General features: G+C 73.7%; 16 protein-coding genes. 7 read left to right on the top strand and 9 right to left on the bottom strand.

Annotated features, from left to right (window positions below):
- Window positions 1–109: 109 nt before the first annotated feature.
- The 4 genes from ACFV2S_RS07220 to ACFV2S_RS07205 form a co-directional block, all read right to left on the bottom strand.
- Window positions 110–850 (bottom strand): TIGR04222 domain-containing membrane protein, encoded by a 741-nt coding sequence (locus ACFV2S_RS07220; protein ID WP_385555047.1) that lies wholly within the window; start codon window positions 848–850, stop codon window positions 110–112.
- A 48-nt stretch (window positions 851–898) separates the two neighbouring features.
- Window positions 899–1,960 carry a TIGR04222 domain-containing membrane protein gene (locus ACFV2S_RS07215; RefSeq protein ID WP_385555045.1) on the bottom strand — a complete coding sequence of 354 codons (1,062 nt, stop codon included), beginning with the start codon at window positions 1,958–1,960 and terminating at the stop codon, window positions 899–901.
- A gap of 2 nt (window positions 1,961–1,962) precedes the next feature.
- Entirely contained in the window at window positions 1,963–3,381 is a 1,419-nt protein-coding gene (locus ACFV2S_RS07210) for a DUF692 family multinuclear iron-containing protein (protein ID WP_385555043.1), read from the bottom strand.
- A gap of 82 nt (window positions 3,382–3,463) precedes the next feature.
- The gene (locus tag ACFV2S_RS07205; protein ID WP_385555041.1) at window positions 3,464–4,147 is read right to left on the bottom strand and encodes a peptidyl-tRNA hydrolase; all 684 of its coding nucleotides are present in this window, start codon (window positions 4,145–4,147) and stop codon (window positions 3,464–3,466) included.
- Between the two features lie 71 nt (window positions 4,148–4,218).
- Between ACFV2S_RS07205 and ACFV2S_RS07200 the strand changes: the two genes are divergently transcribed.
- From ACFV2S_RS07200 to ACFV2S_RS07190, 3 genes are read left to right on the top strand one after another with little or no spacing between them, the layout of a single operon-like run.
- Complete coding sequence (locus tag ACFV2S_RS07200; RefSeq protein ID WP_385555039.1) at window positions 4,219–4,896, top strand: AIM24 family protein; 678 nt, start codon at window positions 4,219–4,221, stop codon at window positions 4,894–4,896.
- Complete coding sequence (locus ACFV2S_RS07195) at window positions 4,893–5,759, top strand: ATP-binding cassette domain-containing protein (RefSeq protein ID WP_385555037.1); 867 nt, start codon at window positions 4,893–4,895, stop codon at window positions 5,757–5,759. The genes ACFV2S_RS07200 and ACFV2S_RS07195 overlap by 4 nt, the downstream gene beginning before the upstream one ends.
- Entirely contained in the window at window positions 5,756–6,406 is a 651-nt protein-coding gene (locus ACFV2S_RS07190; RefSeq protein ID WP_385555035.1) for an ABC transporter, read from the top strand. The genes ACFV2S_RS07195 and ACFV2S_RS07190 overlap by 4 nt, the downstream gene beginning before the upstream one ends.
- A 7-nt stretch (window positions 6,407–6,413) precedes the next feature.
- Here the strand turns inward: ACFV2S_RS07190 and ACFV2S_RS07185 are convergent, their stop codons facing one another.
- The 5 genes from ACFV2S_RS07185 to zapE all read right to left on the bottom strand — a co-directional run bounded on the left by ACFV2S_RS07185 (window position 6,414) and on the right by zapE (window position 11,413).
- Window positions 6,414–7,289 carry a polysaccharide deacetylase family protein gene (locus ACFV2S_RS07185; protein ID WP_385555281.1) on the bottom strand — a complete coding sequence of 292 codons (876 nt, stop codon included), beginning with the start codon at window positions 7,287–7,289 and terminating at the stop codon, window positions 6,414–6,416.
- Between the two features lie 102 nt (window positions 7,290–7,391).
- Window positions 7,392–8,264: a PPK2 family polyphosphate kinase gene (locus tag ACFV2S_RS07180; RefSeq protein WP_385555033.1), complete on the bottom strand. Its 873-nt coding sequence runs from the start codon at window positions 8,262–8,264 to the stop codon at window positions 7,392–7,394.
- Between the two features lie 76 nt (window positions 8,265–8,340).
- A complete protein-coding gene (locus ACFV2S_RS07175; RefSeq protein WP_385555031.1) occupies window positions 8,341–9,702 on the bottom strand; it encodes an alkaline phosphatase PhoX in 1,362 nt (453 codons plus the stop codon).
- 165 nt (window positions 9,703–9,867) lie between these two features.
- Complete coding sequence (locus tag ACFV2S_RS07170; protein ID WP_383796505.1) at window positions 9,868–10,293, bottom strand: OsmC family protein; 426 nt, start codon at window positions 10,291–10,293, stop codon at window positions 9,868–9,870.
- A gap of 34 nt (window positions 10,294–10,327) precedes the next feature.
- Window positions 10,328–11,413, bottom strand: coding sequence for a cell division protein ZapE (gene zapE / locus ACFV2S_RS07165; RefSeq protein WP_385555029.1), 1,086 nt, complete (start codon window positions 11,411–11,413; stop codon window positions 10,328–10,330).
- 36 nt (window positions 11,414–11,449) lie between these two features.
- Between zapE and ACFV2S_RS07160 the strand changes: the two genes are divergently transcribed.
- From ACFV2S_RS07160 to msrB, 4 genes are all read left to right on the top strand, one after another.
- Complete coding sequence (locus ACFV2S_RS07160) at window positions 11,450–12,211, top strand: pyrimidine reductase family protein (protein ID WP_385555027.1); 762 nt, start codon at window positions 11,450–11,452, stop codon at window positions 12,209–12,211.
- A 106-nt stretch (window positions 12,212–12,317) separates the two neighbouring features.
- Window positions 12,318–12,788 (top strand): indole-3-glycerol phosphate synthase, encoded by a 471-nt coding sequence (locus ACFV2S_RS07155; RefSeq protein ID WP_385555025.1) that lies wholly within the window; start codon window positions 12,318–12,320, stop codon window positions 12,786–12,788.
- Between the two features lie 135 nt (window positions 12,789–12,923).
- Complete coding sequence (gene murC / locus ACFV2S_RS07150; protein WP_385555023.1) at window positions 12,924–14,315, top strand: UDP-N-acetylmuramate--L-alanine ligase; 1,392 nt, start codon at window positions 12,924–12,926, stop codon at window positions 14,313–14,315.
- Window positions 14,316–14,330: 15 nt separating this feature from the next.
- Window positions 14,331–14,735, top strand: a complete 405-nt coding sequence (gene msrB / locus ACFV2S_RS07145) for a peptide-methionine (R)-S-oxide reductase MsrB (RefSeq protein WP_383796518.1) — start codon at window positions 14,331–14,333, stop codon at window positions 14,733–14,735.
- Window positions 14,736–14,821 lie beyond the last annotated feature (86 nt).

The raw sequence follows: 14,821 nt of genomic DNA, 5'->3' as shown, positions 1-14,821 counted from the left end.
ACACCCAACACCCGTAATATACACCGCGGGGGTGCCACATGGCCCCCCGCCTCCACATAACCGGGTTCCGCACCCGGGGGGGGGGCCCCCCCCCCCCCCCCCACCGGCGTCATTTCCGGGACCTTTCCGACCCCTTGAGGGCCGCGCGGAGTTCCGGCTCCAGCACGGCGGGACCGCGCGTCGCGAGCGCCGTGAGCGGATCGGCCGGCGAGAGTCCGGAGAGCAGCCGCTGCCCGGCCGGCGACGCCCAGCGGGTGTTCGGGTACACGTCGACGAGCCCGATCAGCAGGCAGAGCCCCGAGCCGGTCAGCGGCAGCGCGAAGGCGGCGAGGACCGGGGCCCGTTCGCCCTCCGGCACGAGGAGCACCGCGACCGTCCCGAGCGCCAGCGTCAGCAGGAACCCCGCCCGCACCGCCCGCACCCCGGCGGCGAGCGCCCGGCGGCCCTCCTCCGGCACGGCGAGGCCCCGCGCGACGAGACCGTCCGCGAGGAGACGTACGGACGCGGCGGCGGCGACCACCGGACGCACGGCGGGGACGGGCGACTGCCCGCCGGGCCCGATGGCCCCCAGCACCGCGCGCTCCAGCTCGTCGCCGCCCGAGGCGTCCACGACCGTGGCCCAGCCGGTGTGGGCCAGCAGCAGCCGCCGCGCCCGGTGCATCGACACCAGGGTCAGATCGGTGACCCGGAGCGGCCCCCCGGCGAGGTAGGCCGCCTCGCGCACGGTGAGTCCCTCCGTACCGCCGGGGACCTCGTGGGGACGCGCGGCGGCGATCGAGGCACGGCAGACCCGCGCACAGCCGGCACCGGCCGCCACGAACGCCACCAGCAGAAGCGGAACCCAGAGCATGTCCCGGTTGTACGCCGGGACGTACGGGACCGCCACCCGGAGGGGGGCTCAGCTGCTGGAGCTCGAACAGGAGCTGGAGCTGGAGCTCGAACACGAGCTGCTGGAGCTGGAGCAGGAACTCCCGCTGGAACACGAGGAGCCCGAGGAACACGAGGAGCCCGAGGAGCAGGAGGAGCCCGAGGAGCAGGACCCGGACGAGCAGGAGCCGCCACCGCCCGAGCAGGACCCGCCGCCTCCTCCGCCGCCTCCGCAGGAGCTGTTGGTCGCGCACCACTCGGTCGCCACCCCGAGCACCGCCGCGTCCGAGGACGAGACGTGCGAGGAGTGCGAGGCGGCGGGCCGCCGGCCGCGCTGGTTCCGCCGCCGCGGCGGCGCGTAGAAGCGTGCGGCGGCGACGAGCTGCTCCCGGAGCACCGGGTCCGGCACGGCCCGCAGCCCGTGCAGGGCCACGAGGTGGCCGGCGTCCGCGAGAGGGGCGTGGTCCCTCCCGTACCCGCGGACCGCGCGGCGGCCGGCGGAGGTGACCTGCCGGGCGGAGAGCGACCCGCAGACGATGCCGGTGATCAGCGCGGCGAACAGGATCGGCGCCACCTTGAAGACGAACGGGATCCGGAAGTCCGGCTCGGCGGCGATGTCGATCACGGTGAGGACGATCGCCACCGGGAAGAACGCGAAGGCCGTCACCACGAGGACACCGCACCAGCGGGCCGTGGTCCTCCGCGTCGCCGGGGGGACCACGAGACCGCGCGCCGCGAGCGCGTCGCCGATCTCCTGCACCGCCGGGTGCCGCATCACCCCGAGCCTCAGGTGGTGCAGGGCCCCGTGCGGGGCGGCGGCGTGCTCCTGGAGGACGGCGCGCTCCACCGGGTCGTGCGCGGTGGGACGGACGACCGCGACGATGCCGGGGCCGCCGATCGCGAGCCTGCCGTCCGTCTGGAGCGCGACGAGGGCGGTGTCCACGACCCGGGCCGGGCCGCCGTTGAGGAACGCGGCCTCGTACCGGTCGTGGACCGGCCCGCCGGTACCGCCGCGCGTCCGGACGACCCGCAGGACGACGAGGGCGATGCCGACGGCGCCCGCGAGGTAGACGAGGGTGAGCAGCAGGTCCATGGTCATCTCCGTACGAGGGCGTGGCGGGCGGCCCGTACGAGCCGGGTGGCGCGGCCGGGCGGGCGGCTGCCGGAACGGTCCTGCCACCACTCCGTGAGCTCCCGCCGTGCCGCCGGGTCCTCCGGGCGCCCGGCGACCAGCAGGTGCTCGGCGAAGTCGAGGGCGTCCCGGCGGTAGCCGCCGGTCATGGGGCGGGACCGGGCGTACGAGAGGAACGCGGGCCGGAAGCCCCCGCCGAGGATCTCCGGCAGTTCCGGCGCGACCTTCGCGACGACGCCGGCCCGCTTGGCGGCGAGGGCGCGGCTCTGGATCCCGACCCGCCGGGTGTCGAACCCCTCGGGTACGGGGGTGCCGGCGACCAGCGAGGACAGGAGGGAGGCCTGGGTGACGGCGAGGCGCTGGCGCGCGCCTGCCCGCGGGGCGGGGGCGTCGGTGACGGGCGCCGCGCCGGGCATGGGACCTCCGGAGACCCTGGCCCCGGCTCCGATCAGGAGCGGGGCCCGACGGGGCGCGGGTACCAGCGGCCGGGCGCCGTGCGCGTGGGCTGTGCCCACCCTCCCCCGGACTTCGTCCGGGGGGACCCCCATCGCCCTTGCGGACCGCAGGCCCACCGTCGTCCGGATGACCTCCAGCTCCCGTGCCAGTTCCGTCTCCGGCGGGAAGTCGTCGTCCCGCTCCAGGAGCACTCCCGGCGGGGACACCCGGGACGTGAGGTCCGCCAGGACGTCGAGGACCGCGCGCGGCACCGGGTGGGCGTGGGTGTCGTGCCAGACGCCGTCCCGCTCGACCCCGCCCGCCACGTGCACGTAGGCGATGGCCTCGACCGGCAGCTCGGACAGGGCACGGGCCGGGTCCTCGCCCCGGTTCACGTGGTTGGTGTGCAGGTTGGCGACGTCGATGAGGAGCCGTACCCCCGTACGCTCCACCAGCTCCGCCAGGAACCGCCCCTCCGTCATCTCCTCGCCCGGCCAGGAGATCAGGGCCGCGATGTTCTCCAGGGCGAGCGGCACGGGCAGCGCGTCCTGCGCGATCCGCACGTTCTCGCAGAGGACGTCGAGCGCGTCCCGGGTCCGGGGCACGGGCAGGAGGTGACCCGCTTCGAGCAGCGGGGTCGCGGTGAGCGGGCCCCCGGCCCGTACGAACGCGATGTGCTCGGTGACCAGCGGCGCCCCCAGGGCCACCGCCTTCTCCCCGAGCGCGGCGAGCCGCGCCGGGTCCGGCCGGTCCGCGCCGCCGAGCCCCAGCGAGACGCCGTGCGGCACGACCGTCACGCCGCGCTCGCGCAGCCGGGTCAGCGAGTCGGGCAGATGGTCCGCGCAGAGGTTCTCCGCGACGACCTCCACCCAGTCGACACCGGGCAGTGCCTCGACCGCCTCCGCGATCTCCGGACGCCACCCGATGCCGATGCCGAGTTCCGTCATGTCCCCCTCCTTCGGTCCCCAGTCCCTCACGTGATGGCCCACGCGGGAACGTTCGAACCCCGGGAGGGGGACGTTCAGAGCTTCATTTGAGGTTCGGGAAGGCGGACACCACCGTGCACGACCCCGGGGCGATCTCCGTGAAGCCCGCGTCGCGGACGACCGGGAGCCCGCTCGACGTCAGGCCCGGCCAGTCCTCGGCCCGCGCGGTCCGCACGGCGAGCGGGAAACCCGCCTCCTGCCAGGCCTTCCGGTCGGCCGCGGACATCGCCCACCACAGCAGCTGCGCCCCGTGGCCGGCCTGCGCCATCGCCTTGCCGGCGGACATGTCGAGCTCCGGGCTGAGCCAGAGCACGGCCGCCCCCTCCGGTACGGGGCCGGGCGCGGCCGGGTCGTCGAGGTCGGTGCCCGACACCTGGAGCTTGGCGAGGTCCTTGGGCCAGCCGTCGAGCGGGACCGGCGGGAAGACCCGCACCTCGGCCTCCGCGCCGGTGACCGTGATGCCGGGCAGCGTGTTCGCACGGCGCCACTCCGCGCCGCGCGCCCGGCGCACCACCTTGCGGATGCGCGCGTCCTGCCAGTCGGTGATCGCCTGTGCCCACTCGCCCTCGCCGAGGGAGCGGTCGTCGGTGAGGACCTCCAGGACGGCCCGGGCCGCGGTCTCCAGGGCGTCGGTACGGGCCGGGGGCGCGTCGCGCTCGATCCGGACGACCAGGGGGAGGACGAACTGGGGCTTCTCGTCGCGGAGATCGGTCTCGTTGCTGCTCACCCGCCAAGTCTGCCACTGCGGTGACGAGTGATTCTTGTGGGAATCATCGCTTCCGGGCCAGGATGCCCCCCATGAAGAGCGATCTTTTTGCGGGCGAGCACCTCGCCGAGACGGCGACCTTCCCGGGGATGACCCTCCAGAACGCCAAATCCGTCAAGTACACGGTCAACGGCGAGATGCACGCGCGTCAGGGCTCGATGATCGCCTTCCGCGGCGACCTCCAGTTCGAGCGCAAGGGACAGGGCATCGGCGGCCTGCTCAAGCGGGCCGTCACCGGCGAGGGCCTGGCGCTGATGGCCGTGCGCGGGCAGGGCGAGGCCTGGTTCGCGCACGAGGCGCAGAACTGCTTCATCGTCGAGGTCGAGCAGGGCGAGGCCTTCACCGTGAACGGCCGCAACGTCCTCTGCTTCGACTCCACTCTCCACTACGAGATCAAGACGGTGAAGGGCGCCGGGGTGACCGGCGGCGGCATCTTCAACTCCGTCTTCTCCGGCTACGGCAAGATCGCCCTGATGTGCGAGGGCAATCCGATCGTCATCCCCGTCACTCCGCAGGCCCCGGTGTACGTCGACACCGACGCGGTCGTCGGCTGGAGCGAGCAGCTCCACACCTCCCTGCACCGCTCGCAGTCCCTCGGCTCGATGATCCGCGGCGGCTCCGGCGAGGCGGTGCAGCTCAAGCTGGAGGGCCAGGGCTTCGTCGTCGTCCGGCCCAGCGAGCTCACCCCGCAGAAGCACACGTCGAATTGAGGCTGGAGCGCGTCGGACGGCGGCACGGAGCGCGCGGGCCGTGGGTGCTGCGGGAGGTCTCGCTCGGCCTCCCGGCCGCCGCCCTCGTCCGGGTCACCGGCACCAACGGCACCGGCAAGTCCACGCTGCTCCGGCTGCTCGCGGGCGTCGACGCGCCCACGGAGGGCCGTGTCACCGGCCGCCCGGCACGCACCGCGTACGTCCCGGAACGCTTCCCCGTCGCCCTGCCGTTCACGGCCCTCGACTACCTGGTCCACCTGGGACGCGTCCAGGGCCTCGGCCGGGCGGCGGCCCGGGCCCGGGCGGGGGAGTGGCTGGAGCGCTTCGGGGCCGCCGGGCACGCCGGGACCGGGCTCGCGGAGCTCTCCAAGGGCACCGGTCAGAAGGTCGCCGTCGCGCAGGCGCTGCTCGCGGAGCCGGCGCTGCTCGTCCTCGACGAGGCCTGGACCGGTCTGGACACCGGCGCCCGCGCCGCCCTGGACACCGCCGTGCGGGAACGCCTCGCGGCGGGCGCGACGGTCGTCTTCGTCGACCACGACCCCCGGCGCCTGACGGGGGAGGCGACCGCGGTGTACGGGGTGGGGGAGGGCCGCGTACGGGAGGCGCGGGAGCCCGTCCCGGTGCCCGGCACGGCCGCCGTCCGGATCGTGGCCTCCGGTTCCGGCGAGCCCGCCGTCCGGATCGTGGCCTCCGGTTCCCGGGCGCTTCCCGGGCCGCTGCCGGGCGCGCCCCTGGCCGTCCCGGGGCCCGACGGCACCACCCTCCTCACCGTGGACCCGGCGCACTCCGACGCCCTCCTGGGCGCACTCCTCGACGCGTCCTGGCACATCCACCACCTCGGCACCGAAGGCGTACGGGCATGACGGCGCTCCTGCGCTACCAGTCGGGTCTGCTGCTCCGCTCCCAGCGTTGGCTGGCGCCCCTCCTCCTGTACGCCGCCGTCATCGGCGTCGGCGTACAGGCCGGCGAACCGGTGCTCGGCGCGCTCGGCCTCACGGCCGCCGCGCTGCTCCCGGTGTCGGCGTGGTCCGTACGGATCTGCCTCACCCAGGAGCCGCCCGCCGCCCGGAACGTGGTCGCGGCGGCGGCCGGCCGGAGCCGCGCCCATCTCGCGGCGCTGGTCACCGGGGCCGCCTGGCCGGTCCTCGTCGGTACGGTCGCGGTCCTCGGAGTGACGGCGACCGGCGACCGGCGCGGGGTCGCCCCGCTCGCCGCCGTCTCCGCCGGGCTGCTCGCGGCACTGGCCTGCGCGCTGACGGGTGCCGTCGTGGGGGCGCTGACCTCCCGCCCCTTCCTGCGCGCCCCCGGCTGGTCCCTGGCCGCGCTCGTCCTCGGCTCGCTCCTGGCGCTCGTGACGACCGGCTCCCCGGCGCAGCACGCCATGACCGCCCTGGTCACCGGAGCCCGTACCGCGACCGCCGACCCGCCCTGGCTCGCCTGCGGCGGCGCGCTGCTGCTCGCGGCGGCGACGGCTGCCCTGGCGTGCCGGGCGACGGCGCGCCTGGAGTGAGACCGGGTCAGCGGCTCATGAGTTCCGAGACCTTCACGAAGCGGTAGCCGCGGGCGCGGAGCTCCGGGACGATCCGGCGGATCGCCGTCTCGGTGACGGGGGCGGCGCTGCGGGTGCAGTGCATGACGACGAGCGAGCCGGGCTTCACCCCGTCGAGGACCTGCTCGGCGACGGCGTCCGCGTCCTTCGCGAAGGCGTCGCCGCTGACCACGTCCCACTGGACCGCGGTGACTCCTGCGGGGGCGAGGGCGCGCAGGGCCGCGTCGTCGTAGCAGCCGCCGGGGAAGCGGAAGTACGGGACGACGTTGACGGCCCCGGCGTCCCGGAAGGCGTCGAAGGCGCGCTGCACGTCGGAGGCCATGTCGGGTCCGGGGACGGTCGGCAGGCCGTAGCAGGGGGACGCGAAGGCGTAGTGGCTGAAGGAGTGGTTGGCGATCTCGAAGCGGGGGTCGCCGCCGATGGACTTCGCCTGGTCGGGGTACTCCTCCGCCCAGCGGCCGGTCATGAACACGGTCGCGTCGACCTTGAGCCGGCGCAGGGTCGCGATGAGCTCGGGGTTGTCGAAGTGCTCGCCGGCGGCGGCGCGGGGGCCCTGGTCGGCCGTCATGTCGGCGTCGAAGGTGAGCGCGACGACCTTCTCGGCGCCCTTGGCGCGGTGCGTGTACACGGGGGTGAGGCCGCCGGGGCCGGGCGCCATGGTGGGCGGGGCGGCGGGGACGCGCGCGGGCTTCGGTCCGGGGGCGGCGGCGCTGGGCCGGGCCGAGGGGGTCACGGCGACGGCCGGGGTCCCGGTCGCGCCGGTCTTCGCGTTCGGCGCCGGGGTCTCGGCCGCGTGCGCGCCGCAGCCGACGAGGGCGGCGCTCAGAAGACCAAGCACCGCCATTTTTCGTACAGGAGTGTTCACGCCCGGAAGTTATCTGATCAAACTCCTAAATGCTCGCGACGCGTCGACCGCCTGGTCCAGGAGGCCGAACGCCGTGGTGCCTCACGACGCCAGGAGCCGTGCCCGGCACTCCTCGACGTCGAAGTCGCCCGGCGGGTACGTCGGGTCCAGGGCCTCCAGGTGTTCGAGCAGGAGCTTGCTGATCGCCCAGTTGCGGTACCACTTGCGGTCCGCCGGGACCAGGTACCAGGGGGCCCGGTCCGCCGAGCAGCGTTCGAGGGCGCGTTCGTACGCCTGGCGGTACGCCGGCCACAGCGCCCGCTCCTCGATGTCGCCCGGGTTGAACTTCCAGTGCTTGTCCGGGTTGTCCAGCCGCTCCAGGAGCCGGGCGCGCTGCTCCTCGTACGAGAGGTGGAGGAAGACCTTGACGACGGTCACCCCGTCCTCCGCGAGGGATTGCTCGAAGCGGTTGATCTGGCCGTAGCGGCGGCCGATCTCCCGCCGTGGGGCCAGGTCGCGGACCCGGGCGATGAGGACGTCCTCGTAGTGCGAGCGGTCGAAGATGCCGATCTCGCCCGGCTGCGGGAGCGCCCGCATGACCCGCCACAGGAAGGGGTGGTTCCGCTCCTCCTGCGTCGGGGCCTTGAAGGCGTGGATCCGGCAGCCGGACGGGTTGAACAGGCCGATGACGTGCTTGACCGTGCCGCCCTTGCCGCTGGTGTCCATGCCCTGGAGGACGAGGAGCAGCCGCCGGCGGTCACCGGCGGTGCTCGCCGCGTACAGACGTTCCTGGAGCTCGGCGAGGCGCGGCCCGAGGGCGGCGGTGGCGGCGAGTCCCGCCGCCTTGCCGGTCGGGCCGGCCGGGGTCGCGCGGGTGTCGTACGCGCCGAGGTCGATCCGCTCGCCCCCGGGGATCCTCAGGACCTCACGCAGGACGGGTTCCCCGCCCTTCCTCCCGCCGTCCTTCTTCGCCACCTCGGGCCCCTTCCGCCGCAGGTCGTGCTTCCCTCCCGATCCTGCGACGGAATCCGGTCACCCGCACCCGGTCGGTTCAGCGCCACGGCCCCCGCACCGCGAACGTCGTCCCGGGCGTGTAGCAGTTGACGTACATCGTGCTCCGGTCCGGGGAGAAGGTGACGCCCGCGAACTCGCCCCACTCCGGGGCCTCGGGCGTCCCGATGTTCTGCGCCCCCCGGGCGACCGCGTACACCTCGCCCTTCACGCTCACCCCGAAGACGTGCTGCGCCCCCTCGCCGTCCTCGCAGACCATCAGGCCCCCGGTCGGCGCCAGGCAGATGTTGTCCGGGGACTCGCCGGGGAGCCGGACGTCGGTGCCGGGGCCGAAGACCACGACGAGGGTGAGCCGGCGCCGGTGCGGCTCGTACTTCCAGACCTGGCCGAAGTGCGTGCCCGCCGAGCCGTCCCTGGCCCGCGCGAAGGAGGACACGAAGTAGACCGCCCGCCCGCCCCAGTAGCAGCCCTCCAGCTTCTGGGCGTGCGTGATGCCCCGCGGCCCGAAGTCCTGGTGCCGGATCGGGGTCGTGGTGGCCAGGGGGTCGGGTACGGGGACCCATTCGACGCCCTCGAAGCGGGCGCCGGTCTCCTGGACGACGGAGAGGTCGGGCACGCCCGGCACCCGCATGGCCTCCAGGGCGCCGCCCGCGCGCAGCGAGCCGGTGCCGCCGAGCGGCCTCCGGGGGAGGAAGCGGTAGAAGAGGCCGAAGGGGTGCTCGAAGGCGTCCTCCGTCTCGTACACGATGCCGCTCGCCGGGTCGACGGCGATCGCCTCGTGCTGGAAGCGGCCCATGGCGGTCAGCGGGACGGCTCCGGTGCGGTGCGGGTCGGCGCCGTCGACCTCGAAGATGAAGCCGTGGTCCTTGGTGTAGCCGTTGGTGCCGGCCCGGTCCTCGGTCTCCTCGCAGGTCAGCCAGGTGTTCCAGGGGGTGGGCCCGCCGGCGCAGTTCACGGCGGTCCCGGCGATGGCGACCCGCTCGCCGAGGACCTCGCCGCGCCCGTCGAGTTCGAGGACGGTGCAGCCGCCCTTGCCCTCCGGGTCGTACGTGAGGCCGGGGACGGTCGGGACGGCGATCTTCCCGGTGACCCGGTTCTCGTGGTTGCGGACGAGGTGCACCCGGCCGCGGCGCCCGGCGAAGGCGCCCATGCCGTCGTGGTTGCTGGGGACCAGGCCCTCGCCGGAGCGGAGCGGGTCGCCCTGCCGGGAGAGGACCTCGTAGCGGAAGCCGGCCGGGAGGTCGAGGAGACCGTCCGGGTCGGGGACGAGGGGGCCGTAGCCGCTCGTCCGGGGTGCGGCGCCCGCACTGCCCGCGAAGAGCTCGGACAGGGCGCCCGTGAAGGCGATCCCGGCGACGGAGGCGCCGGTGCGGGACAGGATCTGACGTCGTGTCGCGGACATGAGGCGAACCACTTTCCTGTGGGGGGTCCCCCCGGGCCGCGGGGCCGAGGGGGAGGACAGGTGCGTGATGTGACGTGTGACCCGCATGTGTGTATCACGCAAGGTGGTGACGGGTGAACCATGCGGGCCGCAACGGCCTCGTGTGGCGCGAGAACTGATCTCCCGTCAGGCGAGCTTGGCGTCCAGGGTGATGGTCGTGCCGGTGAGCGCCTGGCTGACCGGGCAGTTCTTCTTGGCGTCCTCGGCGAGCTCCTGGAACCGGGCCTCGTCGAGACCGGGGACCTCGCCGACCACGCTCAGGTGGATGCCGGTGATGCCCTCGCCCGGCTGGAACGTGACGTCGGCCTTGGTCTCCAGGCGGGTCGGCGCGTGACCGGCACCGGCCAGACCGTTCGAGAAGGCCATCGAGTAGCAGGAGGAGTGCGCGGCGGCGATGAGCTCCTCGGGGCTCGTCTTTCCGTTCGGCTCCTGCGAGCGGGCGGGCCAGGAGACGTCGTACGAGCCGAGACCGGAGGAGTCGAGGGTGACGACGCCGGAGCCCTTGAGCAGGTCGCCCTGCCAGACGGTGTGGGCGTGACGCACGGTGGCCATGGTGGATCCCTTTCGATCGGGTACGGCCACCAAGCTACTGCGCCACGAGGCCCTTCGCGTCGCGGGCGAGCGCGGTGAGCCGGGAGATCGCCCGGAAGTACTTCTTGCGGTAGCCGCCGTTCAGCATCTCGTCGCTGAACAGCCGGTCGAAGGGGAGTCCGGAGGCGAGCACGGGTATCTCGCGGTCGTACAGGCGGTCGGCGAGGACGACGAGCCGCAGGGCCGTCGACTGGTCCGGGACCGGCTGGACGTCGGTGAGGCAGACCGCGGTGAGGTCGTCCGTGAGGGCGCCGTACCGGCTCGGGTGCACCCTGGCCAGGTGTTCGAGCAGGTGCGGGAAGTCGTCGAGCGAGGCGCCCGGCGTGGCGTACGCGGTCTCCGTGACCACCTGGTCGGAGTACGGGGACGGCGCCTCGGGCAGGCCGCGGTGCCGGTAGTCCTCGCCGTCGATCCGCAGTGGGCGGAAGTGGGCGGAGAGGCCCTGGATCTCGCGGAGGAAGTCGGCGGCGGCGAAGCGGCCCTCGCCGAGCTTGCCCGGCAGCGTGTTCGAGGTGGCGGCGAGCGCCACGCCCGACTCGACGAGCTTGCCGAGGAGGCTGGAGACGAGGACGGTGTCGCCCGGGTCGTCGAGCTCGAACTCGTCGATGCAGAGGAGACGGTGCCCGCTGAGCGTCTTCACGGTCTGCTGGAAGCCGAGCGCGCCGACCAGGTTGGTGAGCTCGACGAACGTGCCGAAGGCCTTCAGCGCGGGCTCGGCGGGGGTCGCGTGCCACAGCGAGGCGAGCAGGTGGGTCTTGCCGACGCCGTACCCGCCGTCCAGGTACACCCCGCGCGGACCGCTCGGGGCGGCCGGCTTCCTCGCGAACCAGCGCCGCTTCCCGGCACCGGTGGCGTGCGCCCCGCCGAGGCCCTCGGCGAAGGTGCTCAGGGCCTTGACGGCGCCCGTCTGGCTCGGCTGGTTCGGGTCGGGGAGGTACGTGTCGAAGCGTACGGAGTCGAAGCGCGGCGGCGGCACCATCTCCGCGACGAGGCGGTCGGCGGGGACGTGGGGCTCTCGGGAGCAGAGCGAGAGCGGGGCCGCTTCCGGGGAAGCCGCTTCATTCGGGGCACGGGTCGACACAGTTCCCCACTGTAAGCGCCATGTCAGACTTCGATCATGCGCCAGCTCTTCCCTGTGACGGACATGACAGCCCCCGCCGACCAGGAGTGGTCGCTCGACGCGCTCGCCGACGCCTACGCGTATCCGGAGGGCGACGGCCCGTGGCTGCGGGCCAACATGGTCTCCTCGCTCGACGGGGCCGGACAGCACGAGGGGCGCTCCCAGCCGCTCTCCTCCGAGACGGACATGCGGATCTTCGGCACCCTGCGCGGGATCGCCGACGTGGTCGTGGTGGGTGCCGAGACGGTCCGTCTGGAGGGCTACCGCCCGGCACGCGCGCGCGAGGCCTTCGCGGCCCGGCGCGCCGCCGCCGGACAGGGCCCGGCCCCCGTGATCGCCGTGGTCAGCGCCTCCCTGAACCTGGACTTCTCGCTGCCCCTGTTCACCGGGCCGCTGGTGCCGACCCTGGTCCTGACCGGAGCCGCCGCGCCCGCGGAGCGGATCGCCGAGGCCCGGGCGGCCGGCGCGGAGGTGCTCATCGCGGGCGACGGCGCCGGAGTGGACCCGGCCCGCGCGGTGGCGGTGCTCGCGGAGCGCGGGCTGCGCCGCCAGCTGACCGAGGGCGGGCCCCGGCTGCTCGGCCAGTTCGTGGCGGCGGGGGTCCTCGACGAGCTGTGCCTGACGGTCTCGCCGAGGATGACGGCGGGCGGTGCCCAGCGGATCGCCGGGGGTCCCCCGGTGGCCGTTCCGACACGCTTCCGGCCCGCTTCCGTGCTGGAGCAGGACGGCTTTCTCTTCACCCGCTACCGTCGGATCTGACAATCAGCGGAATTTGTCGTTCCGCTTAGCGTCCGCTGGGCACACTTACTGACGCAGACCCCGTGCGGGCACGGGGAAGGATGGTTTCCGCAGAAGGGCCCCCGAGGTGTTCACAAGCGTTCTGATGATCGAGAAGCCCCTCACGTCCGTCGACGTGGAATTCGTCACCACCCTGCACGGCGACGAGGGCGTGTCCTTCATCGTTCTCATGCAGCCGCGTGGTGACCAGGCCGATGTACTGCTGCGTGCCATCGACGACGTCGCCATGGGCGAGCTCAAGGAAGCGACCCGCGAGGGCGACGAACCGGAGGGCAAGGAGGCCAGAGGACTCGCCGAGCAGGGCTTGGAGGTGTCGCTCCAGGCCCTGAGGAACGCCGGCTGCGAAGCGGTCGGACAGGTCGTCGAGGACCACCCGCTCGACAAGATGAAGGCGGTGGTCGACGAGTCGGAGGCGGACGAGGTGATCGTCCTCACCGCCCCGCACTACGTGGAGGAGTTCTTCCACCGCGACTGGGCCTCCCGGGCCCGCCACAAGGTCGGCGTCCCCGTCCTGAAGCTCTTCGCCCACAGCGAGTGACGTCCCGGTGACGGGTCCGCGCCCCGTGCAGGGGGCGCGGACCCGTCGCCTTCCCCGCTGCGCCCCGCCGGGCCCGCGCGCGTGAGCCACTAGGCTGGGACCTTCCAGAACCACGCACCCCGGGGAGAGATCCGCATGGCACCCGCCATCCCTGCCGCCATGGAACGGCCGCACTTCATCGGCATCGGCGGTGCCGGAATGTCGGGCATCGCGAAGATCCTCGCCCAGCGCGGCGCCAAGGTCGCCGGAAGCGACGCCAAGGAGTCCGCGACCGCGGAGTCGCTGCGCGCCCTCGGTGCCACCGTGCACATCGGCCACGCCGCGGAGCACCTCGCCGACGACGCCTCCGCCGTCGTCGTCTCCAGCGCCATCCGCGCGGACAACCCCGAGCTGGCCCGCGCCGCCGAGCTCGGCATTCCCGTGGTCCACCGCTCCGACGCGCTCGCCTCCCTCATGGACGGCCTGCGCGCCATCGCCGTCGCCGGCACGCACGGCAAGACGACCACCACCTCCATGCTGGCCGTCGCCCTGACCGAGCTCGGCCTGGACCCCTCGTACGCCATCGGCGGCGACCTCGCGGGCCCCGGCACGAACGCGCTGCACGGCGCCGGCGAGGTCTTCGTCGCCGAGGCCGACGAGAGCGACCGGAGCTTCCAGAAGTACGACCCCGAGGTCGCGATCGTCCTCAACGTCGAGCTGGACCACCACGCCAACTACGCCTCCATGGACGAGATCTACGAGTCCTTCGAGGCCTTCACCGCCAAGATCCGCCCCGGCGGCACCCTGGTCGTCGGCGAGCACCCGGGCGCCCGCGAGCTGGCCCGCCGCGTCGCGGACCGCGACGGCCTGAGCATCGTCACCGTCGGCGAGTCCGAGGACTCCGACGCCCGCATCCTCAAGATCGTCCCGAACGGGATGAAGAGCGAGGTGACGGTCCTCCTCGACGGCGTCGAGCACGCCTTCACCGTCTCCGTCCCCGGCCGCCACTACGCCCACAACGCCGCCGCGGCCCTCGCCGCCGGCGCACGCGTCGGCATCGACCCGGCCGAGCTCGCCCAGGCGCTGACCGCCTACACCGGCGTCGGCCGCCGCCTCCAGCTCAAGGGCGAGGCCAAGGGCGTCCAGGTCATCGACTCGTACGCGCACCACCCCACCGAGATGACCGCCGACCTGGAGGCCATGCGCGGCGCCGCCGGGGCCTCCCGCCTGCTCGTCGTCTTCCAGCCGCACCTCTTCTCCCGCACCCAGGAGCTGGGCAGGGAGATGGGCGACGCGCTGGCCCTCGCGGACGCCTCCGTCGTCCTCGACATCTACCCGGCCCGCGAGGACCCGATCCCCGGCATCACCAGCGAGCTGATCATCGCCGCGGCCCACGCCGCCGGCGCCGACGTGACCGCCGTCCACGACAAGGAATCGGTCCCCGACGTCATCGCGGGAATGGCCGGCCCCGGTGACCTCGTTCTCACCATGGGCGCGGGCGACGTCACGGACCTCGGTCCGAAGATCCTCGCCCGCCTGTCGAACTGAGGGAGTGGACGAACGATGGCGTACGAGGTCGAGAAGCCGGACGAGGAATGGCAGGCCGAGCTGACTCCGGCGGAGTACCAGGTGCTCCGGCTCGCCGGCACGGAGCCCGCCTTCCGCGGTGAGTACACGGACACCAAGACCCAGGGTGTCTACTCCTGCCGTGCCTGCGGCGCGGAGCTCTTCACCTCGAACGAGAAGTTCGAGTCGCACTGCGGATGGCCGTCCTTCTTCGACCCGAAGGACAGCTCCGCCGTCGAGCTGATCGCGGACACCTCCCACGGGATGGTCCGCACCGAGGTCCGCTGCTCCCGCTGCGGCTCCCACCTGGGCCATGTCTTCGAGGGCGAGGGCTACCCGACCCCGACGGACCAGCGGTACTGCATCAACTCCATCTCGCTGCGCCTGGAGCCGACGGAGTAACACCCCGGCGGAAGGGGCGGGGGGGGGCGGCGCGGCCGAGGGGGGGGGGGGGGCCCGGCGGGCGGGTCGGGGGGGCCCGGCCCCGC

The sequence above is a fragment of the Streptomyces sp. NPDC059695 genome (assembly GCF_042733785.1).
Classification (GTDB): domain Bacteria; phylum Actinomycetota; class Actinomycetes; order Streptomycetales; family Streptomycetaceae; genus Streptomyces.
The sequence above is the reverse complement of the archived record's forward strand: the minus strand, read 5'-3'. Positions and strand labels throughout refer to the sequence as shown.

What these genes read in the sequence shown, in the direction of transcription:
- ACFV2S_RS07220 (WP_385555047.1), bottom strand. Translation starts at nt 850, where the DNA reads ATGCTCTGGGTTCCGCTTCTGCTGGTGGCGTTCGTGGCGGCCGGTGCC.
- ACFV2S_RS07215 (WP_385555045.1), bottom strand. Translation starts at nt 1,960, where the DNA reads ATGGACCTGCTGCTCACCCTCGTCTACCTCGCGGGCGCCGTCGGCATC.
- ACFV2S_RS07210 (WP_385555043.1), bottom strand. Translation starts at nt 3,381, where the DNA reads ATGACGGAACTCGGCATCGGCATCGGGTGGCGTCCGGAGATCGCGGAG.
- ACFV2S_RS07200 (WP_385555039.1), top strand. Translation starts at nt 4,219, where the DNA reads ATGAAGAGCGATCTTTTTGCGGGCGAGCACCTCGCCGAGACGGCGACC.
- ACFV2S_RS07190 (WP_385555035.1), top strand. Translation starts at nt 5,756, where the DNA reads ATGACGGCGCTCCTGCGCTACCAGTCGGGTCTGCTGCTCCGCTCCCAG.
- ACFV2S_RS07185 (WP_385555281.1), bottom strand. Translation starts at nt 7,289, where the DNA reads ATGGCGGTGCTTGGTCTTCTGAGCGCCGCCCTCGTCGGCTGCGGCGCG.
- ACFV2S_RS07175 (WP_385555031.1), bottom strand. Translation starts at nt 9,702, where the DNA reads ATGTCCGCGACACGACGTCAGATCCTGTCCCGCACCGGCGCCTCCGTC.
- ACFV2S_RS07170 (WP_383796505.1), bottom strand. Translation starts at nt 10,293, where the DNA reads ATGGCCACCGTGCGTCACGCCCACACCGTCTGGCAGGGCGACCTGCTC.
- ACFV2S_RS07160 (WP_385555027.1), top strand. Translation starts at nt 11,450, where the DNA reads ATGCGCCAGCTCTTCCCTGTGACGGACATGACAGCCCCCGCCGACCAG.
- murC (WP_385555023.1), top strand. Translation starts at nt 12,924, where the DNA reads ATGGCACCCGCCATCCCTGCCGCCATGGAACGGCCGCACTTCATCGGC.
- msrB (WP_383796518.1), top strand. Translation starts at nt 14,331, where the DNA reads ATGGCGTACGAGGTCGAGAAGCCGGACGAGGAATGGCAGGCCGAGCTG.